Origin of the sequence: Allorhizobium ampelinum S4, assembly GCF_000016285.1 — a bacterium.
Lineage (GTDB): Bacteria > Pseudomonadota > Alphaproteobacteria > Rhizobiales > Rhizobiaceae > Allorhizobium > Allorhizobium ampelinum.
On the sequence record NC_011989.1, the window covers coordinates 3,325,001 to 3,351,229 of the forward strand.

24 protein-coding genes (1 of these 24 running past the window's edge) are annotated in these 26,229 nt (G+C 58.9%); 5 read left to right on the top strand and 19 right to left on the bottom strand.

Features of this window, described 5'->3' with window-relative positions; translation table 11 throughout:
• A protein-coding gene (locus AVI_RS15615; protein WP_015917264.1) for a M23 family metallopeptidase crosses the window boundary here: on the top strand, window positions 1–700 show its 3' end. Its footprint begins 1,247 nt before the window's first position; only the last 700 of its 1,947 coding nucleotides appear in the window; the start codon falls outside the window, past its left edge; the stop codon is at window positions 698–700.
• Between the two features lie 82 nt (window positions 701–782).
• Here the strand turns inward: AVI_RS15615 and clpB are convergent, their stop codons facing one another.
• The 7 genes from clpB to AVI_RS15645 all read right to left on the bottom strand — a co-directional run bounded on the left by clpB (window position 783) and on the right by AVI_RS15645 (window position 10,640).
• Complete coding sequence (gene clpB / locus AVI_RS15620; RefSeq protein ID WP_015917265.1) at window positions 783–3,389, bottom strand: ATP-dependent chaperone ClpB; 2,607 nt, start codon at window positions 3,387–3,389, stop codon at window positions 783–785.
• Between the two features lie 151 nt (window positions 3,390–3,540).
• Complete coding sequence (locus AVI_RS31720; protein WP_267972252.1) at window positions 3,541–3,663, bottom strand: hypothetical protein; 123 nt, start codon at window positions 3,661–3,663, stop codon at window positions 3,541–3,543.
• Window positions 3,664–3,719: 56 nt separating this feature from the next.
• Window positions 3,720–4,604 (bottom strand): DUF4167 domain-containing protein, encoded by an 885-nt coding sequence (locus AVI_RS15625; RefSeq protein ID WP_015917266.1) that lies wholly within the window; start codon window positions 4,602–4,604, stop codon window positions 3,720–3,722.
• Window positions 4,605–5,030: 426 nt separating this feature from the next.
• Window positions 5,031–5,912 carry a peptide chain release factor N(5)-glutamine methyltransferase gene (gene prmC / locus AVI_RS15630; RefSeq protein ID WP_015917267.1) on the bottom strand — a complete coding sequence of 294 codons (882 nt, stop codon included), beginning with the start codon at window positions 5,910–5,912 and terminating at the stop codon, window positions 5,031–5,033.
• The gene (prfA, locus tag AVI_RS15635) at window positions 5,909–6,988 is read right to left on the bottom strand and encodes a peptide chain release factor 1 (protein WP_015917268.1); all 1,080 of its coding nucleotides are present in this window, start codon (window positions 6,986–6,988) and stop codon (window positions 5,909–5,911) included. The genes prmC and prfA overlap by 4 nt, the downstream gene beginning before the upstream one ends.
• Window positions 6,989–7,015: 27 nt before the next feature.
• Window positions 7,016–9,280, bottom strand: a complete 2,265-nt coding sequence (gene ptsP, locus AVI_RS15640; protein WP_015917269.1) for a phosphoenolpyruvate--protein phosphotransferase — start codon at window positions 9,278–9,280, stop codon at window positions 7,016–7,018.
• Window positions 9,281–9,365: 85 nt separating this feature from the next.
• A complete protein-coding gene (locus AVI_RS15645) occupies window positions 9,366–10,640 on the bottom strand; it encodes an aspartate kinase (RefSeq protein ID WP_015917270.1) in 1,275 nt (424 codons plus the stop codon).
• A 506-nt stretch (window positions 10,641–11,146) separates the two neighbouring features.
• On the opposite strand from AVI_RS15645, the gene mprF reads away from it, so the two are divergent.
• A complete protein-coding gene (gene mprF, locus AVI_RS15650; protein WP_015917271.1) occupies window positions 11,147–13,759 on the top strand; it encodes a bifunctional lysylphosphatidylglycerol flippase/synthetase MprF in 2,613 nt (870 codons plus the stop codon).
• A complete protein-coding gene (locus AVI_RS15655; RefSeq protein WP_015917272.1) occupies window positions 13,756–15,183 on the top strand; it encodes a virulence factor family protein in 1,428 nt (475 codons plus the stop codon). The genes mprF and AVI_RS15655 overlap by 4 nt, the downstream gene beginning before the upstream one ends.
• Window positions 15,184–15,322: 139 nt before the next feature.
• Here AVI_RS15655 and AVI_RS29200 read toward each other — a convergent pair whose 3' ends face one another.
• Entirely contained in the window at window positions 15,323–16,186 is an 864-nt protein-coding gene (locus AVI_RS29200; RefSeq protein WP_015917273.1) for an SH3 domain-containing protein, read from the bottom strand.
• A gap of 363 nt (window positions 16,187–16,549) precedes the next feature.
• On the opposite strand from AVI_RS29200, the gene ubiG reads away from it, so the two are divergent.
• A complete protein-coding gene (gene ubiG / locus AVI_RS15665) occupies window positions 16,550–17,308 on the top strand; it encodes a bifunctional 2-polyprenyl-6-hydroxyphenol methylase/3-demethylubiquinol 3-O-methyltransferase UbiG (protein WP_041697121.1) in 759 nt (252 codons plus the stop codon).
• Between the two features lie 6 nt (window positions 17,309–17,314).
• Here ubiG and AVI_RS15670 read toward each other — a convergent pair whose 3' ends face one another.
• Genes AVI_RS15670 through AVI_RS15690 form a run of 5 tightly spaced genes read right to left on the bottom strand, consistent with a single transcriptional unit; the run spans window position 17,315 to window position 20,258 of the window.
• Window positions 17,315–17,896: a DUF3291 domain-containing protein gene (locus AVI_RS15670; protein WP_015917275.1), complete on the bottom strand. Its 582-nt coding sequence runs from the start codon at window positions 17,894–17,896 to the stop codon at window positions 17,315–17,317.
• Between the two features lie 2 nt (window positions 17,897–17,898).
• Entirely contained in the window at window positions 17,899–18,327 is a 429-nt protein-coding gene (locus AVI_RS15675; protein ID WP_015917276.1) for a DUF1178 family protein, read from the bottom strand.
• On the bottom strand, window positions 18,324–19,181 hold the full coding sequence (locus AVI_RS15680; RefSeq protein ID WP_015917277.1) for a carbon-nitrogen hydrolase family protein: 858 nt from the start codon (window positions 19,179–19,181) through the stop codon (window positions 18,324–18,326). The genes AVI_RS15675 and AVI_RS15680 overlap by 4 nt, the downstream gene beginning before the upstream one ends.
• 9 nt (window positions 19,182–19,190) lie before the next feature.
• Window positions 19,191–19,445 carry a glutaredoxin 3 gene (gene grxC / locus AVI_RS15685; protein WP_015917278.1) on the bottom strand — a complete coding sequence of 85 codons (255 nt, stop codon included), beginning with the start codon at window positions 19,443–19,445 and terminating at the stop codon, window positions 19,191–19,193.
• Between the two features lie 51 nt (window positions 19,446–19,496).
• Window positions 19,497–20,258 (bottom strand): ComF family protein, encoded by a 762-nt coding sequence (locus AVI_RS15690; RefSeq protein ID WP_049777317.1) that lies wholly within the window; start codon window positions 20,256–20,258, stop codon window positions 19,497–19,499.
• Between the two features lie 311 nt (window positions 20,259–20,569).
• Here AVI_RS15690 and AVI_RS15695 point away from each other — a divergent pair, with 311 nt between their 5' ends.
• Complete coding sequence (locus tag AVI_RS15695) at window positions 20,570–21,439, top strand: methyltransferase domain-containing protein (RefSeq protein ID WP_015917280.1); 870 nt, start codon at window positions 20,570–20,572, stop codon at window positions 21,437–21,439.
• A gap of 43 nt (window positions 21,440–21,482) precedes the next feature.
• Here the strand turns inward: AVI_RS15695 and AVI_RS15700 are convergent, their stop codons facing one another.
• From AVI_RS15700 to AVI_RS15725, 6 genes are all read right to left on the bottom strand, one after another.
• Window positions 21,483–21,671, bottom strand: a complete 189-nt coding sequence (locus AVI_RS15700; RefSeq protein ID WP_015917281.1) for a Flp family type IVb pilin — start codon at window positions 21,669–21,671, stop codon at window positions 21,483–21,485.
• Window positions 21,672–21,803: 132 nt separating this feature from the next.
• The gene (locus tag AVI_RS15705; RefSeq protein ID WP_015917282.1) at window positions 21,804–22,124 is read right to left on the bottom strand and encodes a hypothetical protein; all 321 of its coding nucleotides are present in this window, start codon (window positions 22,122–22,124) and stop codon (window positions 21,804–21,806) included.
• Window positions 22,125–22,632: 508 nt separating this feature from the next.
• Window positions 22,633–23,040 (bottom strand): 8-oxo-dGTP diphosphatase MutT, encoded by a 408-nt coding sequence (gene mutT / locus AVI_RS15710; RefSeq protein WP_015917283.1) that lies wholly within the window; start codon window positions 23,038–23,040, stop codon window positions 22,633–22,635.
• Window positions 23,037–23,840: a GNAT family N-acetyltransferase gene (locus AVI_RS15715; protein ID WP_015917284.1), complete on the bottom strand. Its 804-nt coding sequence runs from the start codon at window positions 23,838–23,840 to the stop codon at window positions 23,037–23,039. Before AVI_RS15715 ends, mutT begins: the two co-directional genes overlap by 4 nt.
• The gene (gene argJ, locus AVI_RS15720; RefSeq protein ID WP_015917285.1) at window positions 23,840–25,081 is read right to left on the bottom strand and encodes a bifunctional glutamate N-acetyltransferase/amino-acid acetyltransferase ArgJ; all 1,242 of its coding nucleotides are present in this window, start codon (window positions 25,079–25,081) and stop codon (window positions 23,840–23,842) included. Before argJ ends, AVI_RS15715 begins: the two co-directional genes overlap by 1 nt.
• Before the next feature lie 88 nt (window positions 25,082–25,169).
• Window positions 25,170–26,045 (bottom strand): peptidylprolyl isomerase, encoded by an 876-nt coding sequence (locus tag AVI_RS15725; protein ID WP_015917286.1) that lies wholly within the window; start codon window positions 26,043–26,045, stop codon window positions 25,170–25,172.
• Between the last annotated feature and the right edge of the window lie 184 nt (window positions 26,046–26,229).

Genomic DNA, 26,229 nt, shown 5'->3' on the forward strand with positions numbered 1-26,229 from the left:
GCTGAGGCCGACTGACGGGTTGGAAGTTTTCTATTCGGCTGCGGATGAAAGCGGCAAGGCCGCGGCGGATTCAGAACTGCTTTTCCTGCGGGCGCGTTTTGGCGACACGACAACATCGCTCTACCGTTTTCAGGACCCATCCGACAATTCCGTCGATTATTTTGACGAAAACGGTAAGACCAATCGCCAGTTCCTGATTCGCAATCCGGTTCCGAATGGTGTATTCCGCTCGGGCTTCGGCATGCGCAGACATCCGATCCTTGGTTATTCGCGCATGCATACCGGCGTCGATTGGGGTGCCCCATCCGGTTCGCCGATCATCGCTGCCGGCAGCGGAACGGTTGAAAAAGCAGGGTGGGATTCCGGCGGCTATGGCAACCAGACAATCATTCGCCATCCGAACGGCTATGAAAGCTCCTATAACCACCAAAGCGCCATCGCCAAAGGTGTCGTTGCCGGGGCAAAGATCCGCCAGGGTCAGGTCATCGGCTGGGTGGGGACGACCGGTGAGTCCACCGGCCCGCACCTGCATTACGAAATCATCGTCAACGGCACCAAGGTCGATCCGATGAAGGTGCGCCTGCCGGACGGCAAGTCGCTGAACGGCGGTACGTTGGCAAAATTCGAGCAGGAGCGGCAGCGCATTGACGATCTGCTGAGCAGTGCCGAGAAAAATCGGCAGCTTGCTGCCAACAATTGAAAACCCAATAACGATGATATGGAAATGGCGGCCAGAAGGCCGCCATCAAAGCGTTATGAAGAAAGGGGCTGCCTGATCGTAATCAGGCTGCGACCTGATCCATCGGCTTGACCGGCTTGATCAGCAACCGGTCCGAACCGGCGGTGATTTTCACCTCGCTACCGTCAAGCACTTCGCCTGACAGGATCTGCTCGGCGAGCGGGTCCTGCAAGTATTTCTGGATCACCCGTTTCAATGGCCTTGCACCATAAACCGGGTCATAGCCCTTATTGGCCATCCAATCGCGGGCATCCCCGCCAAGATCGACCGTGATCTTGCGTTCTGCCAACAGAGCCAAGAGCCGCTGCATCTGGATCTCGACAATCGCACCCATTTCACTGCGCCGCAGGCGATGGAACAGGATGATCTCATCGACACGGTTGAGGAATTCGGGACGGAAAGAGGCCCGGACAACGCTCATCACCTGGTCGCGAACACTGTCGACATCCTCGTTCTCACCAAGGGCTGTCAGATATTCGGCCCCGAGATTGGACGTCATGATGATGATCGTGTTCTTGAAATCCACCGTGCGGCCTTGGCCATCCGTCAGGCGACCGTCATCCAGAACCTGCAAGAGCACGTTGAAGACATCGGGATGCGCCTTTTCGATCTCATCGAACAGCACGACCTGATAGGGCTTGCGCCGCACCGATTCCGTCAGAGCGCCGCCTTCCTCATAGCCGACATAGCCCGGAGGCGCGCCAATCAGCCGGGATACGGAGTGTTTCTCCATATATTCCGACATGTCGAGGCGAACCATGGCCGTTTCATCATCGAACAGGAACCGAGCCAGGGACTTGGTCAACTCTGTTTTGCCGACGCCAGTCGGACCGAGGAAGATGAAGGAGCCAATCGGCCGGTTGGGGTCCTGAAGTCCGGCCCGCGAACGGCGCACGGCCCGCGATACGGCCTGCACCGCATCGCCCTGCCCGACCACCGATTTTGCCAGTTCGTCCTCCATTCTCAGCAGCTTTTCCCGTTCGCCCTGCAACATCCGGTCCACCGGGATGCCGGTCCAACGCGAGACGATATGAGCGATATTGTCGGGTGTTACCACTTCCTGCACCATGCTGGCCGCGCCAGAGGCATCCTTTGCCTCGGCATCGGTCAACTGCTTTTCGAGGCCTGGAATAACACCATAGGCCAGTTCGCCGGCACGCTGGAATTCGCCCTTGCGCTGGGCGATGGCCAAGTCGTTGCGAGCCTCATCAAGCTGACGCTTGAGATCGGCGGCAAGACCCAGCTTCTGTTTTTCCGACTGCCAGCGGGCCGTCAGCGCATCGGCTTCTTCTTCCAGCGAGGCCAATTCGCTTTCCAGCCGCTTCAACCGGTCGGCGGACGCGATGTCGGTTTCCTTCTTCAGGGCTTCCCGCTCGATCTTCAACTGAATGATACGGCGGTCCAATTCATCCAGCTCTTCCGGCTTGGAATCCACCTGCATGCGAAGACGCGAGGCAGCTTCGTCCATCAAGTCGATGGCTTTGTCCGGCAGGAAGCGGTCGGTGATGTAACGATTCGACAAGGTCGCAGCTGCGACGATGGCCGAATCGGCAATCCGAACCTTGTGATGCTGCTCATATTTTTCCTTGAGGCCGCGCAGGATGGAAATCGTATCCTCCACCGTCGGCTCATCCACCATCACAGGCTGGAAACGCCGTGCAAGCGCCGGGTCTTTTTCCACATGCTTGCGATATTCGTCCAGCGTCGTTGCCCCAACGCAATGCAATTCGCCACGCGCCAGTGCGGGTTTCAGCAAGTTGGACGCATCCATAGCGCCATCGCTCTTGCCCGCGCCGACCAGCGTGTGCATTTCGTCGATAAACAGGATGATCTCGCCGTTATCGGCCTGAACTTCGTTCAACACGGCCTTCAAGCGTTCCTCGAATTCGCCGCGATATTTGGCGCCGGCAATCAGCGAGCCCATATCCAGCGCCATCAATTTCTTGTCTTTCAGACTCTCCGGCACATCGCCATTGACGATACGAATAGCCAGGCCTTCGGCAATCGCCGTCTTGCCGACGCCGGGCTCACCAATCAGGACGGGATTGTTCTTGGTGCGGCGTGACAGGACTTGCATCGTGCGGCGAATTTCATCGTCGCGGCCAATCACCGGATCGAGCCGGCCTTCTCGCGCCTCTGCCGTCAAGTCACGGGCATATTTCTTCAAGGCATCGAAGCCCTGTTCGGCATTGGCGGTGTCGGCGGTGCGCCCCTTGCGGACATCATTGATCACTTGGTTCAACGCCGCAGCCGTAACCCCGCCCTTTTTCAGGCTGGCGGATGTGGATGCCGAGGTTTCGACCGCCAGGGCCAACAGCAGCCGCTCGACGGTAACGAAACTGTCGCCCGCCTTCTTGGCCGCGTCTTCCGCGGTGGAAAACACCCGGGCCAGGGGCTGGGCAAGATAGACCTGACCATTGCCGCCCGACACTTTCGGCAGCTTGGCAAGCGCTGCATCATTGGCGATCCTGACTTCCTTTGGGTCGCCGCCCGCGCGGCTGATCAGCGAGGAGGCCATGCCCTGCTCATCATCCAGAAGCACTTTCAACACATGTTCAGGGGTAAATTGCTGGTGGCCTTCCGACAGCGCATGCGTCTGGGCAGACTGCAAAAAGCCGCGCACCCGTTCGGAATATTTTTCTACGTTCATTTTCGCTCTCCAGTCTCCAGGCCGCCCGTCAAGGCACGGCATGGGTTTTGAGGATCAGGCCCCCATTCGGCAGGCCCGGTGATTGAATTCAATCCTTTAAAGGGATTCTGTTCAATTCGTCAAAGCTGATATGGGGAGGCGATTTTGCCCTTTAAAGAGTGGCTTCGCACAAAAAATCAGGCACACTTGATGAAAGGCAAACAACTGAAAACAAATCATCAAAAAATAAAAAAGCCCCTGCTCCAGAAAAGGAAAAGGGGCTGATTTTGGTCATCAGTCATTCCAGAGTCTGTCTGGCCAGAGTCTGTCTGGTTCAATCACCGATGGATATTATTCCGAAACGATATCGGCAAGAGCCGGAGCATCGCCATTATTGGCCTTGTCGCGACCCTTGGCCGGTGGCTTGCCTTCGGCACTCGCCTCACCATTCGCTTCGGCCGCAATCTCTTCAGCTGTGCGGCGCGGACGGCGCGGACGGGCAGCAGGCGTGCGGCGGCGGGTCTGGGGCCGATCCGACTTCGCGCTGGCCTGCTGTGCGCTTTCCTCAGCGGCAAATTCAGCTTCGACCGGGGTCTTCTCAATCACCGGCTGCGGTCCGCTTCCAGCAATGTCCAGCTCAGGCTGCGGCTGGGCAATCGGCTGCGGCCGGCGATCCTGATGCGTGCGATCGCGGCGATCAGGACGCTCGGCCCGTTCTGGGCGCTCCGCACGCTCGGCCCGTTCTGGACGGTCCTGCCGTTCGGTGCGCTCTGGGCGCTCCTGCTGGGCGCGCTCTGGCTGAACCCGTTCCTGCTGAATGCGGGGCTGCTGAACCGGCATCTCAGGCTGCGGCTGGTAGCCACGGTCCAGACCGTTATCGCCCTCGTCGCCATCCATGTCGGAACCGTCGCGGTCATTATAATCGCGGTCGTCGCGATGGACGCGCTCCTGCATCTGCGCCTGGGCGGCGGCAATGATGCGGTTATAATGTTCGGCATGCTGCAAATAGTTCTCGGCCATGACCCGGTCGCCTGAACTATGCGAATCGCGCGCCAGCGCCATGTATTTTTCAGCGATATGCTGCGCCGTGCCGCGGATCTTCACGTCAGGACCCGAACTGTCATAGGTGCGGGTCAGCGGGTTGGAGCCCTTGCGGTTGAAATTGTTGCCGTTGTTATTATTGCTGCCGCCACTGCTACGCCCCCGACTGCGCTTGTTTTGCTGTCCTGGCCTCATCGATTACTCACCTGATTTCTGTCTTGCTGATATGAGGGCGACGCGGCCCGTTCGCTCAATCGAACCGGGGCTCCACGCGCTGCGGGGCATACTGCGCCAATGCAACATACGGCCGCTGGTGACTATCACAGCTCCTTGCATTCTATAAAATGCGTGAGGGTCGACTGTAACACGTTAACATTCTGCATAATTTTTGCCCTTAATCCGACTTCGGCTTAAGGAATCAAGCAGTAAATTATTTGATCCACGCACCAGGATCATTCGCGCCGCTACCGTCTCCTTAAGGAGGCATGTTTGCGGTCGACCCAGAGCCAAACGAATCTTTGTTCATTCCCCGCTGCCCGGTGCGTGTCTGCAACCTATCCCGCTTCCTTTCGAAAACCAAGCCCTTTCTTTGCATTGCAGAAAGTTCCTTGGTGAATACCACTATAGTTGCGGTCCGGTCTGAGCAAACAACAGAATCCGATCATTATCACCGTGATCCTTTGCGCTTTCCACAAGAACGAAGCTATTGTTTGCGAAAAGTTGCGTCACCGCCATCGCCTGATCGTAACCGATTTCCACCCCAACCAGACCGCCCGGTTTCAGAAAATCGGCGGCGCCAGCGGCAATTGCACGGTAAGCATCCAGCCCATCGTCGCCACCGTCAAGTGCTACGGCAGGATCATAAAGCCGAACGTCAGGGGCCAGATCTTTAATCACATCGCTGACAATATAGGGCGGATTCGACAGAATGATGTCAAAACGGCCCGATAACGCCTCGTACCAATGGCTTTGCAGCGTCTCGAACCGGTCGGAAAGTGAGTTGGCTGCGGCGTTCTGCCGCGCCATGGCCAACGCTTCGGCGGAAATATCGGTCGCCAATGCTGTAGTACCCGGACATTCCTGCAAAAGCGCCAGGGCAATTGCCCCGGTGCCCGTCCCCATATCCAGCAGGCGCACGCTGCCATTCTTCGCCACCATGGCATGAAGATGCGGCAAAACACGCTCAATCAGGATTTCCGTATCGGGTCGCGGTTCCAATGTCGCTGGCGACAGGGCCAGTTCCAGACCGTAAAAGGCCCGCCGTCCCAAAATCCGATGGACAGGCTCAAACAACAGACGTCGCTCGACTGCCGTCTCGATCAGGCTCGTCTCCTCGGCGCTCAAAACCCGGTTGTCCTGCACGATAAGATCGGTCGACGTCAGTCCAAGAAGACCGGCGATCAAGGTCCGCGCATCGCGTGGCGCATCGGCGATACCCGCTTGCGCAAACCGAAGACGAGCGGCAGTGATCGCCTGCTTCAGCGTCACCGGTGCGCCTGTCATGCCTGTTCGCCGAGTTGCGCCAATTGTCCAGCCTGATAATCGGCGATCAGGGCATCGACCACTTCATCGATTTCACCCATCATCATCCGGTCGAGCTTGTAGAGGGTCAGGTTGATCCGGTGATCGGTCACCCGGCCCTGCGGGAAATTATAGGTGCGGATCCGCTCGGACCGGTCACCGGAGCCAACCTGGCTCTTGCGATCAGCCGATCGTTCGCTGTCAGCCCGCTGGCGTTCCATGTCGAACAGACGCGAACGCAGCACCTGCATGGCTTTTGCCCGGTTCTGGTGCTGGGATTTTTCTGAGCTGGTCACCACCAGGCCGGTCGGCAGATGGGTGATGCGCACCGCAGAGTCCGTGGTGTTGACGTGCTGGCCGCCTGCCCCGGAGGAGCGCATCGTATCGATGCGAATGTCTTCAGCCCGAACCTCGATATCGATCTCTTCCGCCTCGGGCAAAACCGCCACGGTAGCAGCCGACGTATGGATACGTCCTTGCGTCTCCGTATCGGGAACGCGCTGCACCCGGTGAACACCGGATTCGAATTTCAGCTTGGAGAAGACCCCTCGCCCGGTCACGGTGGCGATAATTTCCTTAAAGCCCCCGGCATCGCCCTCGCTGGAAGACAGGACCTCAACTTTCCAGCCCTTGCCCGCCGCGAAACGCTCATACATCCGAAACAAGTCACCGGCAAACAACGCGGCTTCGGACCCACCCGTTCCAGCGCGAATTTCCAGGATCGCGCTTTTTTCGTCGGCGGCATCCTTGGGCAAAAGCTGGATCTGGATTTCCTTTTCCAGTCCTTCCAGCCGCGCCTCGACATCCGGCAGCTCCATTTCCGCCAGATCGCGCATCTCGCGGTCCGTGGACTTGTCGGCCAGCAGCGCCTTCAGATCAGCAACTTCCTTTTCCGCCAACCCCAATTCCCGGATGGCTTTGACCACCGGCTGCAACTCGGAATATTCCGAGGCAAGCTTGACATAGACATCGGCGGCAGGCCCGGCGGACATGCGCGCCTCGATTTCGCCAAACCGGCGCTCAAGCTCGCGCATTTTATCGACAGGAAGCTTCGCCACCCTTTACCTCTTGTTTTTCTTCAGAAATCAGACCGGAACGCCGTTCTGTTCGGCAAACCGTGTCAGGAAAGCCCGGATCGGCTCACTTGGCCTGTTGTCGTCCAGCAACGCATTCAGCTCGGCGGAAAGCCTGCCGATATCCAATTGCAACAGCATGGCCTTGATCGGACCGATGGCCGTCGGCGACATCGACACCGAACGGAAGCCGATAGCAAACAGCGCCATGGATGACAACGGCTTTCCCGCCATCTCGCCGCACAGCGTCACCGGCGTATCGTGCCGATCGGCGGCGCGGACAATATCGCGCAGAATGCGCAGGAAAGGCCGGCCCAGAGTGTCGAACCGGTCGGACACCCGGGCATTGCCCCGGTCGACCGCCATGGAAAACTGGAACAGGTCATTGGAGCCAACCGAGACGAAATCCACTTCCTGCATCAACTCGTCAAGTTGCCACATCAGGGCAGGAACCTCCAGCATCACGCCGAATTGCAGCCGCTTTGGCAGGCCATGGCCGAATTTGGAAATATGCTGCACTTCCTTCTGCAGCAATTCGCGGGCAGCGCGGATTTCCGACACTTCCGTGACCATCGGCAGCATCATCTTCAGCTCACCCCCGGTCGCGGCCTTCAACAGCGCCCGCATCTGGGTGCGCAACAGGCCGGGCCGGTCCAGCGACAGCCGGATGGCGCGCCAGCCGAGAGCTGGGTTTTCTTCCTCATGGCTGCGGAAATAGGGCAGCACCTTATCGCCGCCGATATCCAGCGTGCGGAAGGTGACGGGCCGACCCTTCGCCTGTTTCAGCACATTGCGATAGAGCGCTTCCTGCTCATCGGCCTTGGGCATGGTCGAAGCGATCATAAATTGCAACTCGGTGCGGAACAGGCCAATGCCCTCGGCCCCCGATTCGGCCAATTGCGGCAGATCGACCATCAAACCGGCATTCATCTGCAATTTGATTCGCTGTCCGTCCTTGCTGAGCGGCTCAACATCGCGCAGCGCCTTGAACTGTTCCTGGCGGCGAGCACGCAGCTTGACCTTTTCCTCATAGGCAGTCTGCAGATCGACCATCGGGCGCACATGCACCTTACCGTCATCGCCATCGATAATAACGGCATCACCGTTTTCAGCCAGCGCCACAGCACCGGCTGCCTGCCCGACCACGGCAATGCCCATGGCGCGGGCAACAATCACCACATGGCTGGTGACAGCGCCGTCTTCGAGTACCAGACCGCGAATGTTCTGGCGCGGATAATCGAGCAATTCGGCAGCGCCCATGGCACGGGCGAAAATCACCGCATCCGAGGGAAATCCTTCGGCGCTACTGCCGGAAAATCCGGTCAGCTGCCGCAGCAACCGGTTGGCCAGATCGTCAAAATCATGCATGCGCTCGCGCATATAGGGATCGGTCAGGCGCATCATCCGCGCCTTTGTATCGCTCTGGACCTTTTCGACCGCCGCTTCCGCCGTCAGGCCGTTGCGGATCGCCTCTTCCATGCGCCGCACCCAGCCCTGGTCATGGGCAAACATCCGGTAGGTTTCCAGCACCTCACGATGCTCGCCTTCCATTGCCACTTCGCGGCGCGACAGCATGTCATCGATGGAGATGCGCAGGGAGCCGAGCGATTCGGCCATCCGCTTCAGCTCGGTCTCGGTATCCTCGTTCAACAGATTGGTGACTACGATGCGCGGTTCGTGCAGCACGACATGGCCAAGACCGATGCCCTCGCTATAGCTGTCGCCATCGATGGTCACGGCCCGCGTCAGGTCCAATTCAAGGCCCGGCCGGGTAATTTTCTTCAAATCGCCAGTGGCAATCATTTCGGCCAGCACCATGGCCGTGGTTTCAAGCGCTTCAAGCTCGTCTTCCCGATAATTCCGTTGCGCCTTGTTCTGGACGACAAGAACGCCAAGACTGCGGCCAGCCCGCAAAATCGGCACACCGAGGAAGGAATGATAAATTTCCTCACCAGTTTCAGGGAGATAGCGGAAAGCGGGATGCGCCTGCGCATCGGAAAGATTGAGTGGTTGGGCGGATGCCGCGATGGTACCGACCAGACCTTGCCCCATTTTCAGCTGGGCCAGATGCACCGCGTCGGGATTGAGACCTTCGGTGGCGTAAAGCTCCAGCACACCATCGGAACGCAAAACATAAACGGAGCAAACTTCGGCAACCATATTGCTCGCGATCTGGCGAGTGATACGGTCAAGACGCTCCTGAGGCTCAAGGGGCTCCGCCATCAATTCGCGAAGCCGCTTGAGGAGGACGCGCGGACCTGCGGAAAGGTCTCTCATCGCGTGCATGCTCCCGATAATGACAATCCAGGCGCAAAATGCGCCCGGAGGTAGTGATCAAGGGTGGCAAATTCCCACCCGTTGATCAAGCCTTATCGAGACCGTAGCAGGAATGCAAAGTGCGAACAGCCAATTCGGCGTAAGGACCGTCGATCAGGATGGAAATCTTGATCTCGGAGGTGGTGATCGCCTTGATATTGATGCCTTTATCGGCAAGTGCACGGAAAGCGGTCGCCGCAACCCCTGCATGGCTGCGCATGCCAATGCCGATCACCGAGACCTTGACCAGGCCCTTTTCGCTTTGCACCACGTCGAAACCGATTTTTTCCTGGTTGTCGGAGAGCACTTTCAAGGCTTTATCCACATCCCCGGATGGGACGGTAAAGGTCATATCGGTCTTGGAACCGTCCTCGGAAATATTCTGGACGATCATATCGACATTGATATGCGATTCGGACAGCGGTCCGAAAATCGCCGCCGAAACACCGGGACGGTCAGCCAACCGGCGCAGGGATATCTGGGCTTCGTCCTTGGCATAGGCAATGCCGGTAACAACTTCCTGTTCCACGATCTCTTCCTCATCGCAAATCAACGTTCCGGGCGGATTCAGCACGTCACCCATGCCCGGAGCATCGGGATCTTCAAAGCTCGAGCGCACGAAGGTGCGCACCTTGTGTACCATGGCCAGTTCGACGGAGCGCACCTGCAATACCTTGGCGCCAAGCGAAGCCATTTCCAGCATTTCCTCAAACGCTACCTTTTTCAGGCGGCGCGCTTTTGGCTCGATGCGTGGATCGGTGGTATAGACACCATCGACATCGGTATAGATGTCGCAACGGTCGGCCTTGACGGCTGCCGCGATTGCCACCGCCGAGGTATCGGACCCGCCGCGGCCCAGCGTGGCAATGCGATTGTCCGGGCCAATGCCCTGGAAACCGGCCACCACGGCGACCTGGCCCTCACCCATGCGGCGGATGATATCGGAACCGTCGATGTCCTGGATGCGGGCCGCGCCATGCGCATTGTCGGTCTTAATGGCAATCTGCCAGCCCTGCCAGGAGCGGGCATTGATACCGAGCGATTGCAGCGCAATGGCAAGCAGACCGGATGTCACCTGTTCACCGGAGGCCACGATAGCGTCATATTCACGCGCATCATAGAAAGGCGAAGCAGCACCGGCGACCTTGGGCATGGTCTGGACCCAGTCCACCAATTCGTTGGTCTTGCCGGACATGGCCGAAACCACCACGGCAACTTCGTGGCCGGCATCCACTTCACGTTTCACATGCCGCGCCACGTTGTGAATGCGTTCAAGATTGGCGACGGATGTACCGCCGAATTTCATCACAATGCGCGCCATGGCCCGACCGTCTCGACCTCAAACCTGTGCCGGACATATCCGGCTGAAACCAATCTCTGCATTTCACAATGCGGCTGGCGGGCTTTTAGACAATTCGGGGCCAAGGTGCAACGGCAAGTTCACCGCATTAAGGCGGCATCGGTGCCGCTCTCTATGCAAACGTTTTTGTCATGAATTTGGGATACCCCATTCAGCGATAATTCAGTAGAGAACGGCAACATGTCCGATACCGTTAATACCGAGGCTCGAAGATGCTAACGCATCCTCGCCTTAAGCGAGTTTCGAATATCTCAAATGCGTCAAAGGCTTGAGATATTCGAAAAAGGAATACCAACTGCCATTTTTAATGGCAGTTGGTATAAGATTTACCGCATATTTCCTTAAACCTGTCAGGGTTTCAGGGGAAATTCATGCGGCGGATGCCAAATGGGCATAGGCGCTACATATAAAATGCCGCCGCGTACCGGTCGCGGCAGACAAAAGCAGTCAATGAAAGGGACGATCGCATGGCAGCCGAAATACAATCCGAGAGCCAGGAAAGCGCCGAGCCGCCGACCAGGTCCGGATGGCGGGCAGCCCTTGCCGATTATGGCAGGGCGATTGCCGCCGTGTTCACGCTGGTCATTTTTGCCGCCGTAGCGCTGGCGATCTATCGGCTGACGGAAGAAGTCAGCTATGACGACGTCGTCTCGGCCATGGCCACCACCGGCTATGACCAGATCCTGCTGGCAGTGGTGTTTACCGCGCTCAGTTTCCTGTCGCTGTGTCTCTACGACTGGAACGCCATGGAATTCATCGGCCGCAAGCGCCCGATGGCGGAAGTGGCGCTGACCGCCTTCAGTGCCTATGCCGTCGGTAATGCGGCAGGCTTCGGCATGCTGTCGGGTGGCGCGATCCGCTACCGGGCCTATTCGCGGGCAGGCCTTGCCCCGGATGAAATCGGTCGTGTCATCGCCTTCGTCACCCTGTCCTTCAGCCTGGGGCTTGCCGCTGTCACCGCGCTGTCGCTTATTCCGATGTCGTCGGAAATCGCGCCGCTGCTGAATATCAACCCGCTCTGGCTGCGCGGCCTGGCGATTGCCATCGTCCTTGGCTTTGCCGTGCTGATCGTCATCGGCCAGCGCCGCAGCCTGACCTTTGCCGGCGTGACGCTGCGGATGGCCGATACCCCGACCCTGTCGCGGCAATTCCTGGTCACCGTGGCTGATCTGGCCTTTTCCGCCTCGGTCGTCTATGCGCTCTTGCCGGAACAGGCCGCCATTTCCTGGCCGGCCTTTTTTGCGATCTATTCCATTGCCATCGGGATCGGCGTGCTCAGCCACGTTCCTGCCGGTATCGGCGTGTTTGAAACCGTCATCATCGCAGCCCTTGGCCCGACCACCAATATCGACGCGGTGCTCGCCTCACTGGTGGTTTACCGCCTGATCTATTATGTTTTACCGCTGATTCTGGCCATCGTGCTGGTGACAATCACCGAGCTGCGTCATTATTCCAAAACCCCGGCACTGGCCGGGGTCGGACGCACCGCAGCCCGAATATCACCGGCACTTCTCGGCGCACTGACCTTCATTCTCGGCGTCATGCTGATTTTCTCCAGCGTCACGCCGACGCCGGAAAGCAATCTCGAATTCCTGCAAAACATCGTGCCGCTACCGGTGGTGGAAGGCGCGCATTTCTTCACCAGCTTGCTCGGGCTATTTCTGGTCATCGCGGCGCGCGGCCTTGCCCAGCGGTTGGACGGCGCGTGGTGGGCGGCCATGGTTGGAGCCTCGACCGCCCTGGTCCTCTCGCTGCTGAAAGCCTTTGCGGTGCTCGAAGCCTCGGCGCTGGCCATCCTGCTGATCGGCCTGTTCGCCAGCAAGCGGCTGTTCATTCGCCCCGCCTCGCTGTTTCGCCAGGTGCTGACCTCGTCCTGGCTGACTGCCATCGCCCTGATCTGCATTTTTGCCTGCTTCATCCTGTTCTTCGTCTATCGCGATGTCGATTACACCCGCTCGCTCTGGTGGGAATTCGAGTTTTCGCAAGAAGCGCCGCGCTCGCTGCGCGCCATGCTGGGCCTGACCATCTTCTCATCGGCGCTGGCGGTCTTCAGCCTGTTGCGCCCCGCAGCGCCCGCCGTGACACCGTCGAGCCCGGAAGATATTGAAAAGGCCGTCACCATTCTCAGCAAATCGGATGTGGCCGATAGCAATCTTGTGCGCACCGGCGACAAGGCCGTGATGTTTTCACCGGATGGCCTGGCATTCCTGATGTATGGCAAGCAGGGCCGCTCGTGGATCGCCTTTCTCGATCCGGTCGGGCCGAAAAAGTCCCGCGACGAACTGGTTTGGCAATTCGTCGAATCGGCTCGTTTGGCTGGCTGCCGGGCCGTCTTCTACCAGGCCTCGCCCGTGCTGCTGCCGGCGATTGCCGATGCCGGCATGCAGGCCTTCAAACTGGGAGAACTGGCGGTCGTCGATCTCTCCCGCTTCGACCTGAAGGGCGGGAAATGGGCCAATCTTCGCCAAAGTGCCGCCAAGGCCGAGCGCGACGGACTGAGTTATGACATCATTCCCCTGGCCAACGTGCCTGATATTCTCGAAGATCTCCGGGGCGTGTCGGATGGCTGGCTTGCCCAGCACCGCGCCAAGGAAAAGGGCTTTTCCCTCGGCGCGTTCACCGATGACTATATCCTGAGCCAGCCAGTGATCGTGCTGCGTTTCGAAGGTCGGATCGTCGCTTTTGCCAATATCCTGGTGACGGAAACCAAGGCCGAGTCATCCATCGACCTGATGCGCTTTTCGCCGGAGGCCCCGAAGGGATCGATGGACTATCTGTTCGTCAGCCTGCTGACCCATCTGCGCAGCGAAGGGTACGAACATTTCAACCTGGGCATGGCGCCCCTATCGGGCCTGTCGAGACGCGATGTGGCCCCGGTCTGGGATCGCATTGCCAACACATTCTATGAGCATGGTGAGCGCTTCTACAATTTCAAGGGGCTTCGGGCTTTCAAGACAAAGTTTCATCCCGAATGGCAACCCCGCTATCTCGCCGTTTCAGGCGGCCTCAGTCCGGTCATCGCGCTCCTGGACGCAACTCTCCTGATCGGTGGCGGTCTGAAAGGCGTGGTAAAGAAATGAAATCGTCAACTTATCGTCTCACCAAGGGCAGTCTGGCCCGCAATTGTCTGGCCGCCGGCGTTCTGGCATGGGCGTCGTCCACGGCTGTTTTCGTGCAGCCCGCCCTGGCCGAGGACCCGCAATACGAAACAGGCACGATACCCGATCCGGTTATCGCCATGCCGGACGACAAACCGAAATCCATCGTTTTCCTGTTGTCCGACAAGGACGGCTGGAGCGACAAGATGAAGACTGAGGCTGAAAGATTGCGCAGCAACGGCTCGATTGTCGTCGGCATCGATACGCCGCGCTATCTGCAATCCCTACAGGCCGATTTAAAGTCGTCCGATGAGGACGATTGCATCTATACCGTATCCGACATCGAGGACCTGTCCCATCAGATTCAGCGGCATGTCGGCGGTGCGGATTACCTGCCGCCGCTGGTGGCGGGCATCGGTGAAGGCGGTACGCTGGCCCTGGCGATCCTGGCCCAGACACCCAACGCGACCATCGGCGAAACGCTGGCTGTCGATCCCGGCGACGTCATTCCCCTGCCCGAACAGTTCTGCACCCCGGCGGTCAAGACCGAAAAGAACGGCGGCATCGTCTATGGCCTGACCGACGGCGCGCTTCCCGATCCAGCCAGCGTCCGGTTTTCGCCCTCGGCCGATCCTGCGGGGCGTGCCCATGTGGCCGATCTGCTGAAGGATCATTCCGATATCGACGTGGCCGATAGCCAGAAGCCTGCCGCCCAGACCCTGTCGGACGGCATCGACGTGATGATCGCAGCCACCGCCAAGGAGGCATCGCCTCTTGGCTTGCCGCTGACACTGATGGATGTCGATAAACCGGCATTTGATACGATGGCGATCATCTATTCCGGTGATGGTGGCTGGCGCGATATCGACAGCGAAATGGCAAGCTATTTCCAGAGTGAAGGCCTGCCCGTCGTCGGCGTCGATTCGCTGCGCTATTTCTGGTCGGAGCGCAAACCGCAGGAAACCGCGGACGATCTCGCCCGTATCATCACCGCCTTTACCAAACGTTGGAAGGTCAAGCATGTGATGCTGGTCGGCTTCTCCTTCGGCGCGGACATTAGCCCACCGGTCTATAATCTCCTGCCAGACAATATTCGCCAGAAAATCAACCAGGTATCGCTCCTGTCCATGTCGCAGGCATCCGATTTCGAGATTTCCGTGACCGGCTGGCTGGGAGCAAAAAGCAGCGGCGCCGGCGGCGATCCCACCAAGGAAGTCGCCAAAATGCCAGCGGGCCTGGTGCAATGCCTTTATGGCGCCGATGACGAGGAAGATGATGGTTGCCACAAGCTCGACCCGAAGAAGGTCGATGTCGTCAAGCTTGAGGGCGGTCACCATTTCGATGGCGACTATGAAGCCCTTGCCAAACTGCTTCTGGATCGGCTGAAAACCCGCAAGCTGGATTGATAAAGCAAAGAGCGTTGCTCACGCCCTGCTCGACCTTTGCGCGGGATAGGGTACGCAACAAGATTTTAAATTAACCGCATGAAAAAAGGGCCGCTTAAAGCGGCCCTTTCCAATATCTGTAGCTCGGTTCCCTGCCTGATTACCGTGGCGGGCAATTCGGTGTGTTGGGCGCGCAAGCCGCACCCGGTGGTGGTGGCGGTGGCGGGGCAGCCTGACCCGGCACAGGTGGCGGCGGTGGCGGCGGACGGTTTCCATCCGGAGCGTTGCGGTCTGGCCGATCAGGACGCTGGCCTTGTGGCGGCTGCATCTGGTCACGACGCTGATCGCCTGGACGCATATCACCGGGGCGCATGTTATCCGGCCCTCTGTTATCGGGACGTCTGTCGTCCGGGCGTCTATCGTCTGGCCGACGATCATCCGGGCGAGGCCTCTGTCGGTCATCGCGCATCATCCGGTCACGGTCGCCGTCCATTCGCGGATCTTGCATCCTTGGGTCCGGTCCACGACGGCGATCCATGTCCGGTGCGCCTGGAGGCGGGGGACCATCACCACCCATGAAGCGGGGCGGTGGACCATCGCGGCGCCAAACCGGCGGCGGTGGCGGCGCACGGCGCCAGCGATCCCGTTCGCGGTAAAAATCGCGGCCGCGATAATAGCGATCCCAATAATTATCAACCTGGAAGGTCACAGTCGGAATGCCGAGCGGCTGATAATAATCCGGATCGACATAGACCCGACGGTTGGAATATTGGGTCTGCAAATAGCTGCCGGAAATCCAGCCGCGATAGCCCGCGTAACCGACATCGCACCAATTGGCCGAAGACAGGCAGCCAAAGATCCGCACGGAATTACCGGCTGGCACGACCAGAACAGGGGGATATTGTGTGCTGGGCCCAGCCCGCAAGTTAACATTCGCCGTTGCAAATGCTTGGGCCGCCTCAGCGGCCGCCGGCAACGCAACTGCCATCAGCCCTGCAAAGGCCGACAGGTAAAGTGGTTTCATCGATCTGATCTCCTTGGCCGTCCCTGACCTTGGCTTGTCCCGCCAATTGGAATTGGGTTCATGCGGCATGGTAACGCCATCAGGAGCAATTTGTTCCCCCAGCGCCCCACCCGCACTTGACCCGCTTATGTCAAGCAATGTCCTCCGGCTTTTTTGAGGCGGCGTGTTTTGAAGCGACCGTGTTTTGAAGCGACAAGGTGTCGCTCACCCTTGACTTTAAGCCCGGATCGTCCGACCTCACGCAAGAGACGGCGAAGCGACTGCGCCTAAGGATGGCGCGGCAGCGCAAAACGCGGTAGTGAGCCTTGAGATATCCGCCCGGATCAACAAAGCTATGGAATGCAGCACAGTCAGGAGAACCCGATGAGCGAGACCGCCAAGAGCACCATCGATCAGGCCGAGGTCGACCGCTTTTCCGCCATGGCTGCTGAATGGTGGGACCCCACCGGCAAATTCAAGCCGCTGCATAAGATCAATCCGGTGCGCCTTGCCTATATCCGCGACAAAGCCTGCGAAAATTATCAGCGCGATCCACGCTCCAATCAGCCGCTATCGGGCCTGCGGGTTCTCGACATCGGCTGTGGCGGCGGCTTGCTGTCGGAACCCATTGCCCGCATGGGCGCCGACGTGCTGGGCGCTGATGCCTCCGCCAAGAATATCGGCATCGCCCAGACCCATGCAGCCCAGACCGGCGTAAGCGTGGATTACCGCGCCGTCACCGCCGAGGCCCTGGCCGCTGCTGGCGAAAGCTTCGATATCGTGCTGAATATGGAAGTCGTTGAGCATGTCGCCGATGTCGAGTATTTCATCTCCACCTGCGCCTCCATGGTACGCCCTGGCGGGATCATGCTGATTTCCACCATCAACCGCACCCTGAAGGCTGCAGCGCTGGCCATCGGCGCCTGCGAATACGTTCTGCGCTGGCTGCCGCGCGGCACCCATCAATATGAAAAACTGGTGCGCCCGGAAGAATTGGAAAAGCCAATCCTCGGCGCAGGCATGAATGTATCCGAGACTGTCGGTGTCTTCTTCAACCCGTTCCAGAACCAGTGGAACCTGTCCACCGACACCGATGTCAATTACATGATGCTGACCCGCAGGCCGACGTCCACCCCAGAGTGAACCATCTCATACAGGCATTGAGGCAAGGCGTTCCAGCAAATCCTGCTGGCGGGCGCAATTGCCGGTGGCAAGCTGCTTTATCCGCGCTCGGTCAAGATGATAGGATGTACCATCCTCAGCAAAAGCCTGCTTGAACGTGAAGCCGAAGGGCGTCGGTCCGTGATCGGCGAGATGCTCGAGCCTTTCCACGCCATCTGACCATTGCGGCCTGCTGCCAACTGGCACCCACCACAGCACCAAAGAAGGCCAGGTCTGCTTCACATTCCAGTGGCGAGCGTGTTTCAAGGCGTCAGCATGGACGCCACTATAGGAGAAGGCCATCAGCGTCTCCGGGTCTTGCCAGAGCGAAAGAGACGATGGACCGGAGGTAAAGCCGCTGCCTTCCATAAAACGCGGAAATACCTTCACGCCCCAGCTTTCGGGCCCCGGTTCGCCCTCATAACCGGAACGGTCGATAAAGCCCGTGGAGCGCGTAGCGGCCTCAAAATTAAGAGGCTCGCGGTCAACAAAGCCCTGAATGGCCGGATCTCCAGATGGCGCGACATGCAGACCGAAATTATAGAGCGCGAGGTGATGGGTGGACGACATGCTCAATTCACATCGTCAGGCAGAACCGGCAAGGGGGCAATTTCGATGCCTTCCTCGATCAGGGCGCGCGCCTCGTCGGGGCTGGCATTGCCGATAATCCCGCGGGCATCGGCCTCGCCGTAATGGATCTTGCGGGCCTCTTCGGGAAACCGCTCACCGACATCTTCGCTATTGGCCCTGACGGTCGCAACCGCCTCCTTCAACTTCAGGAAGGCTTCACGCTGGGCAGCGTCATAGGCCACCTTCTGGCGTTCTTCCTTGCCGCGCGCCGTTGACACCATTGGCGCCATCAGGCTTTTGGAAATGGAGGCGGAAGAACAGACCGGGCAGGTCAAAAAGCCGCTGGCTTTCTGGCGGTCGAAATCATCGCTTTGCGCAAACCAGCCCTCGAATTCATGGGCCTGATCGCAGATGAGGGAATAGCGGATCAAACCGTCTGCCCTCCCTTGGCCAGCGTTGGAACCATGTCGAGATTGAAATCACGGCCATTTTTGAGGTTGGGGATCTTCATGCGCGCCGCCTTGACGGCATCGAGATCGATCTCGGCCATCACCACGGCCTCGCCCGCCGCCGGGCCTTCCGCCAGGATTTTCCCCCAGGGATCGATGATCAGCGAATGCCCATAGGTTTCGCGTCCATCCTCGTGGGTACCGCCCTGGGCGGCGGCAATGACGAACGCACCATTCTCGATGGCCCGCGCTCTGAGCAGGATGTGCCAATGCGCCTCGCCGGTCTGCCGGGTGAAAGCCGCTGGCACCGTCAGAATGTCGGCGCCCGCCATGGCTTCGGTGCGAAACAGCGAGGGAAACCGCACATCATAGCAAATCGCAAAGCCGAGCCTGGCGAAGGGCAAATCAGCAACGCAAGCGCTCTTGCCGGGCGCATAAGCGGCACTTTCCCGCCAGCTTTCACCATTGTCCAGATCCACGTCAAACATATGAATCTTGTCATAGGTGCAGATCCGCCGACCATTCGGGCCGAACAACAGGCCGCGATTGGCAATCATCCCATCGGCACGGGCAATCGCTGTTGAACCGACATGGACATGGATCTTCAGTTCGCCAGCCAGTTGAGCCGCCGTCACGGCAATCAAGTCATTGTCGTCATCGCGCAGCATGGCCCGCAAAGCCTCACGGTTGCGCTGCAAGGCCCCGGTCATTTCCGGGGTCTGGACATAGATCGCCCCTGCTGCTGCTGCCTCGCGCACCAGACGCGCCATGGTAGCGGCATTCTTCTCAAGATCGGTGCCTGAGCACATTTGCAGGGCTGCAACCGTAATGGTCATGACATGTCCTCAGGCCGCCAGCATCGGATCGAGCTTTCCGGCCCGTTCCAGCGCATGCAGATCATCGCAACCACCGACATGGGTGTTATCGATGAAGATCTGCGGAAAGGTATTGCGACCGGATTTATCGACCATTTCCTGGCGCAGCGCCGCATTGCCCGTCGCGTCGACCTCGGTAAAAGCCACGCCCTTGGTGGTCAGAAGCGCCTTGGCGCGGGCGCAATATTCACAATATTTCCGCGTATAGATGATCACGGACGCCATGCTCGTCTCCGGTTCAGTGTTGATGAAATAATGTCTATCAGTATTGTCATCTCATATAGGTGTTACAAGCGCCATTGCAAAGGTCAAGACCGTGACTTCCACGGCCCCCGCCCGCTTCAGCGCGCGGGTCGCAGCACTGACCGTGGCCCCTGTCGTGTAGACATCATCGACCAGCACCAGATGGCGGCCAAACACCTGATCGCGGCGGTTTTCCGCCACTTTGAAAGCGCCACGAACATTGTCCGCCCGTGCCTTCTCCGTCAGCCCAACCTGCTTTTGCGTCCGCTTCACCCGCGTCAGAACCCCCGGCAGGAATGGCTTATCTGACAGCCCGGCCAGCGCCCGACCTAGTTCCGCTGACTGGTTATATTGGCGTGAAAACAACCGCCAGCGATGCAACGGCACCGGCAGGATCGCATCGGCGCGGAGCAGTTCCTGGCCGCCGGCCCGGATCATCCAATGGGCCATCATCGGTGCCAGATCGGTCCTGTCGCCATATTTCAGCCGATGGACCAGATCACGCGCCGCACCATCATGCACAACCGCCGCCCGCAGCCGGTCGAAAACCGGAGGATTGGCAATCGCCTCGGCACAGACCATGCCCTGGCCTGGATCAAAACCGAAAGGCAGACCGAGAATTTCACAATAAGGCCGCTCGATGAACCGCACCGAGCACCAGCAATCGGAACACAGGCTGCCAGCCTTGGCAACCGGCAGACCGCAGGTGGCGCAACCGGGAGGATAGACCAGATCGCGCAGCACCCGGCCAAGACTTTGCGTCCCCCGAAAGCCCCGATGGGCCAGGGCCACCATGCTGTCCCTGGCCTGCCGGATATGGTCCACCCTGCCTCCATTCGCCCGCATCATACCGATATACCCTACCCGATCTCGTCCAAGGCCCATGAATGCACCATAAAAGCGTAGGTGCGATATAGTGCACTCAACACCCAAGAGGATTCAAGCCGCTTGGAAACTTTAAGGGGACAGAGCTGTCCAGAATCCGCCTGGGGTAAACACGGGAATGTTCGAGCCCAATTAAGCGATTTCCTGCGCAAATCGATTCCGATTGATGCAATTATGCAGTAGGCACTTGGTGTCTCGAAGAACAACACCGGGAGGCCTCCATGGAGCCGCTATTCGATCCTGATCTCATCGTCCGCAACCGCGAGCGTGCCTTCGGCGCTGATGATGCCGGAGCCGGTTTCCTGCTGGATATCGTCGCACAGGAACTGACCGAGCGTCTGGCTGTGGTGGAACGCCGGTTTGAAACCGCAGTCGAATTGCACGGAATCGATGGCAGGGTCGGGAGGGCCTGTCTGGAAACAGGACGGATCGACCAGTTGCAGCGGGTGGAAACCAGCAGTCGCTTTGCCCGGCAGGGAGAAACGCTGATCCCCGGCCCTATCGAGCATCTGCCACTTGGCGAGCAAAGCGCCAATCTTCTGCTGTCGCCGCTTGCCCTGCATCTTGCCAATGACATGCCGGGCCTGCTGATCCAGATGCGCCGGTCACTCCGGCCTGACGGTCTGTTGCTGGCAGCCTTGCCCGGAGCCGGAACGCTTGGCGAATTGCGCGATGTGCTGTTGACGACCGAGATCGAGATCAGCGGCGGAGCAAGCCCCCGCGTCATGCCCTTTGCCGATGTGCGCGACATGGGGGCATTGTTACAGCGGGCGGGCTTTGCCCTTCCGGTTGTCGATGTCGAGACCTATACGGTGCGATATGATGGGATTCTGGCGCTGATGCGCGATCTCAAAGCCATGGGCATGGCCAATCCGCTGGCCGCCCGCAGCCGCAAACCGCTGACCCGGCAGTTTTTCCTGCGCGCCGCCGAGCTGTATGCCGAACGCTATAGCGATGCCGATGGCCGCATTCGCGCCAGTTTCTCGATCATCTACATGTCAGGCTGGGCCCCGCATGAAAGCCAGCCCAAACCGCTCAAGCCGGGGTCTGCGAAAATCCGCCTCGCCGACGCATTGGGCGGAAAGCCGTAGGGGATCATTCAAGCCTTTGCCGCAAGCCTGAACGCATTGCCGGTCAGGCTTGCGGTATGGCGGCAATGATGGAATCAAACAGCCTGTCCAGCGCTTCGTAATAAACGCCAAGCGCCAGATAAAGCGTCACCGCGATTATCCCCGCGATCAGGCTATACTCGATTGCAGTTGCAGCAGACGTTTGGCGAAAAATCGCCGACAAGCCGGAAAACCGGCGTAAAAGCCCCATCATACCCCTAGCCTAAAACCATGCGCCCCCGCATGGGTGATCGAAGCGAACGTTTTGTCATACCAAAACGCTCTGTCTGTTTGTTTTCAAATATTTCCGGTTTCAAAACCGCCTAACCCATACCATCACGGGTTATCAGCAGGCATCCCCATTACCGGGATTGACGATACAGACGGAACCGGGCGTCTCCTGCAAGACGCTGCGCCGGATCGTGTAGCGTTTTCCGGCATCGTGCTCGCCAGGAATGGAGCCCGTGCTCATCCGATCGACATCAGCCGGTCGCGCCGCAAACTGACCGGAGGTGGTCTTGTCTGCGAGCATCGGCGTCAGCACCAGCGATACCGCCACGGCCGTGACAGCAAACAGCAAGGCAAGATTGACAACGCCTATTCTACCGGACCTGGAAGTCGCACGTCGCGACTGCCGTCCGCCCTTTCCGAAATCCTTCTGCGTCATCGCAAACCTCACAAAATCCAAAGGGCTTCTTCCCGGACCATGGCCCGCCGGACGATTGCCCCACAATCGACCACATAGATCAGGAGGTTTGCATCATTGAACATGCAAAACTCCTTTTGCTCACCCCATGACCCGATTCGATTCTTGATATCGCACCCAAGACGGTCTCGACATCAACACACCGCAGCAGGCGACATCCTGCGCGGTAGAACCGTAAAGCCCTGAGATTACTGCGTTATTTTTTATCGAACGATACCGCGCCCCATGCGATCATGCCATCCGACGCCCAACGCACATAAGACGATGCACGAAGCGCCTGTGCATGATGAGGGAATAATGCCGGTTTGAGGATTAACTTTCTATTAATCGCCGATAAAAACCGGTGAGCAATGGCCCATCTGGTGGGCTTATCCCGGCATTTCACACCGCTTCACAGGACAAATCTGCTGAATAATTCCTGAAATCGGACTCGGATTCCGGTTATCCTGACGAGCTCTAAAGGCAAATTCTAGAGCAAATCCAGCAGGAACGGGATCAACGGCTCATCGGCTGGCGGCATCGGATAGGATCGCAGATCGCGGGGCTTGACCCATTTGATCGCCTGGCCTTCCCGCCCCTGCGGCATGCCCTCATAGCGACGGCAGACATAGAGCGGCATCAGCAGGTGGAATGTTTCATAGGTGTGGCTGGCGAAGGTCAGCGGCGCGAGACAGGGGATTTTCGTGGCAATGCCAAGCTCTTCCTCCAGCTCGCGAACCAGGGTTTCTTCTGGTGTTTCGCCGGGTTCCACCTTGCCGCCGGGAAATTCCCAGAGCCCGGCCAGCGATTTTCCTTCCGGCCTTTGCGCCAGCAGAATGCGTCCGTCGCTATCCAGCAAAGCGCAGGCGGCAACCAGCAGAATAGGCCGCACCGTCATTCTTCGCCCTCAGCCTTGGCAGCGGTTTCGTGACGCCAGTAGCAATAGCGATAGGCTTCCTTGAAACCGAGCTTTTCGTAAAGCGAAAGGGCCGGACCGTTATCGGCCTGGACCTGGAGCCAGGCGCTTTTCGCTCCCCTTATCCGCGCCCAGCGCAGGGCCGCATAGGTCAGTTCGAGGCCGGTTCCCTTGCCACGATGGGCTTCCCCCACGGCAAGCTGCAACAGTCCGGCCAGATCATTGTCTTGCACGCAAATGGCCGCTGCTACCGGGCCATTGTCAGGCACCTCGATCAGAAACAGGCCAAGCGGCGGCTTGATATTGCTGATCAATTCGGCAAGCGCCGGCTTCGATGCGGCATCCTCATTGCGCAGCGCCAGACTGGCATCGACGAAACGACCGATATCCTGAGTTGGCAGGTGATCCATCACATCGAGATCGCAAAGCTCCGCCAGATCGAGTGCCATGACCAGGCTTTCGTCAAACCGGGTCCAGCCATCCTCGCGCAGCACATCAATCACTTGCGGCGGCGCCAGTGGCGTTTCGCGAAACACCATGGGTCGGCCATAGGATTCGAATTTGCGCTCCGCCTTTTCCAGCCGCAGACGGATGTCACGGATATCGGAGCGGTCCAGCGCCACAACGCAATTGACCCGCTTCGACGGATGACCGCCCGTCAGCCGGACCTGCCAGCTGCCGTCATACTGAACGGAGGCCGCGGGCCAGGCGCGAAAACTGACGGCTTCCAGCCTGCGGACCTGCGGCAGGTTTGGCGCGCGTGGTGACTGATCCACCGCCATCAGCTCCGATAATCCCCGTTGATGGCCACATATTCCTTGGTGAGATCGCAGGTCCAGACCGTGGCTGTCCCCGACCCAAGCCCAAGCTCAACCGTGACCGGAATGTCTTCGCCCTGCATCACGGCTGTGGCTGCGGCTTCCGAATAATCCGGATCACGCTCACCGTTAACAGCAACGCGCACGTCACCGAACCAGATCGCCAGACGATCCCGGTCGGCCAGCTCGCCAGCCTTGCCGACCGCCATGACCACGCGGCCCCAATTGGCGTCTTCGCCAGCAACCGCCGTCTTCACCAAGGGCGAATTGGCAATCGAAAGGGCAATCACCTTGGCAGCCGCGTCGCTTTCAGCGCCCTTGACGGTGACTTCCACCATCTTGCGCGCGCCTTCGCCATCCCGCACCACCTGCAAGGCCAGATCCTTCAGGAGATCGTTGAGCGCTGCCCGGAACCCATCAAGACGGGCGTCATCGGCAGTCTCAACCCGCTGCTGACCATCACTGGCCGCAGCGCCGGTCGCAAACAGCATCAACGTATCGGAGGTCGAGGTGTCACTATCAACCGTGACGGAATTAAAGCTTGGACCGACACCCGCCGACAACAGCGCCTGCAAGGCAGCCGGTGCGATATCGGCATCGGTGACGACGAAGGACAGCATGGTCGCCATATCAGGCGCGATCATGCCAGCACCCTTGGCAATGCCATTGATGGTCACAGTGACGCCGCCGATCTCAGTGCTGCGGGTCGCAACCTTCGGATAGGTATCCGTGGTCATGATCGCCTTGGCGGCTTCCAGCCAGAAATCGCCCTTGGCGTCACGGGCCATGTCATCAAGCACGCCGGCAAATTTCGTTGCATCCAGAGGTTCGCCGATCACGCCGGTCGAGGCCAGATAAATTTCATCTTCACCGCAGTTGAGCGCCGATGCCGCCGATTTGGCCGTCAACTCGGTCGCAGCCCGGCCCTTGGTGCCGGTAAAGGCATTGGCATTTCCGGAATTGACCACCACGCCGCGTGCCACGCCATGGGCCAGGTTTTTCCGGCAGAAATCCACTGGTGCGGATGGGCATTTGGACCGGGTAAACACGCCCGCAACGCTGGCAGGCTGGTCGAACACCATCAACAGCACATCGGTACGGTTCTTGTATTTAATGCCCGCCGCAGCTGTTGCCATGGAGACGCCGCGGATCGCGGGCATTTCGGCAAAACTCTTTGGCGCGAGAGGAGAAACACTGGCTGACATAGCTGGAAACGGCCCCGGAAAAGACGAAACGACAAAAGGAAACCGCCGCATCGCGTCCTATGCGCGATGCGGCGGAATGAGCGCTTGCTTATGGCTTCGGCGCGGCGGCAGCGTCCGGATCGGCTTGCTGCTTGCTGATGTCCTCATAGCCCTTCTTCAGAGCCGGATCGACGATCTCGACCTTTTCAGAGGTCTTGGCCTTTTCCAGCAGGGCCAGATACTTGTCACGCATCACCAGCTGGCGAACCTGCTGCTGCACATCTTCGAATTTCGGCGGAGCCGCGTCACGGATCTCTTCGACCTTGATGACGTGGAAGCCGAACTGGCTCTTGACCGGGGTCTTGGTATAGGTGCCGGGCTTCAGGGCAAAGGCCGCTTCTTCGAATTCAGGCACCATACGGCCCTTGGAGAAGAAACCGAGATCACCGCCGTCCGATCCGCTGGAATCGGTCGATTTTTCCTTGGCAAGCTCAGCAAAATCCTTGCCAGCGTCCAGTTGCTTGATCACATCCTTGGCTTCATCCTCGGTCTTCACCAGAATGTGACGGGCGTGAATTTCCTGCTCCTTCGGCAGAGCGGCAATTTCCTTCTCATAGCGCGCCTTGACTTCCTCATCGGTCGTCACATCAACAACATGCTTCTTGAAAAAGGCATTGTGCAATTCGCGGTCGGCAATGAAAGCCATGCGCTGCTTGTAGGCCGGATCGTCCTGCATTTTTTCGCCGATGGCGCTGCCGGCAAGCAGCTTGACATCGATGGCACCGGACAGAGCCGCAACCTTTTTCTGGTCATCCGGCATCTGGGCAAACTGGGGATCGAGGTTGGCAATGGCCAGATCCAGCTCGGACTGGTGGATTTCCAGAGTGCCGACCTTGGCGACGACAGCATCGTCGGCATGGGCGTAGGAAGACAGCGCCACAAGGGCGGCACAGGCCGCCAGGACGAGTTTGTGAGAACGCAGCATATAATAACCCTTCGGTAAAGAGGCCGATTGCGACTGTCAATCGGGTCGAAAACACCCTAAACCACGCGATTGTGGCACTTGTGGTGCATGCTGTCCCGTTGACATAATTCGACCCCCCTCTTATCTGTCACGCAACTCCGCGTCCAGAGCAGTTTCCGGAGGCGGTACGCCAATCTCCACTGTC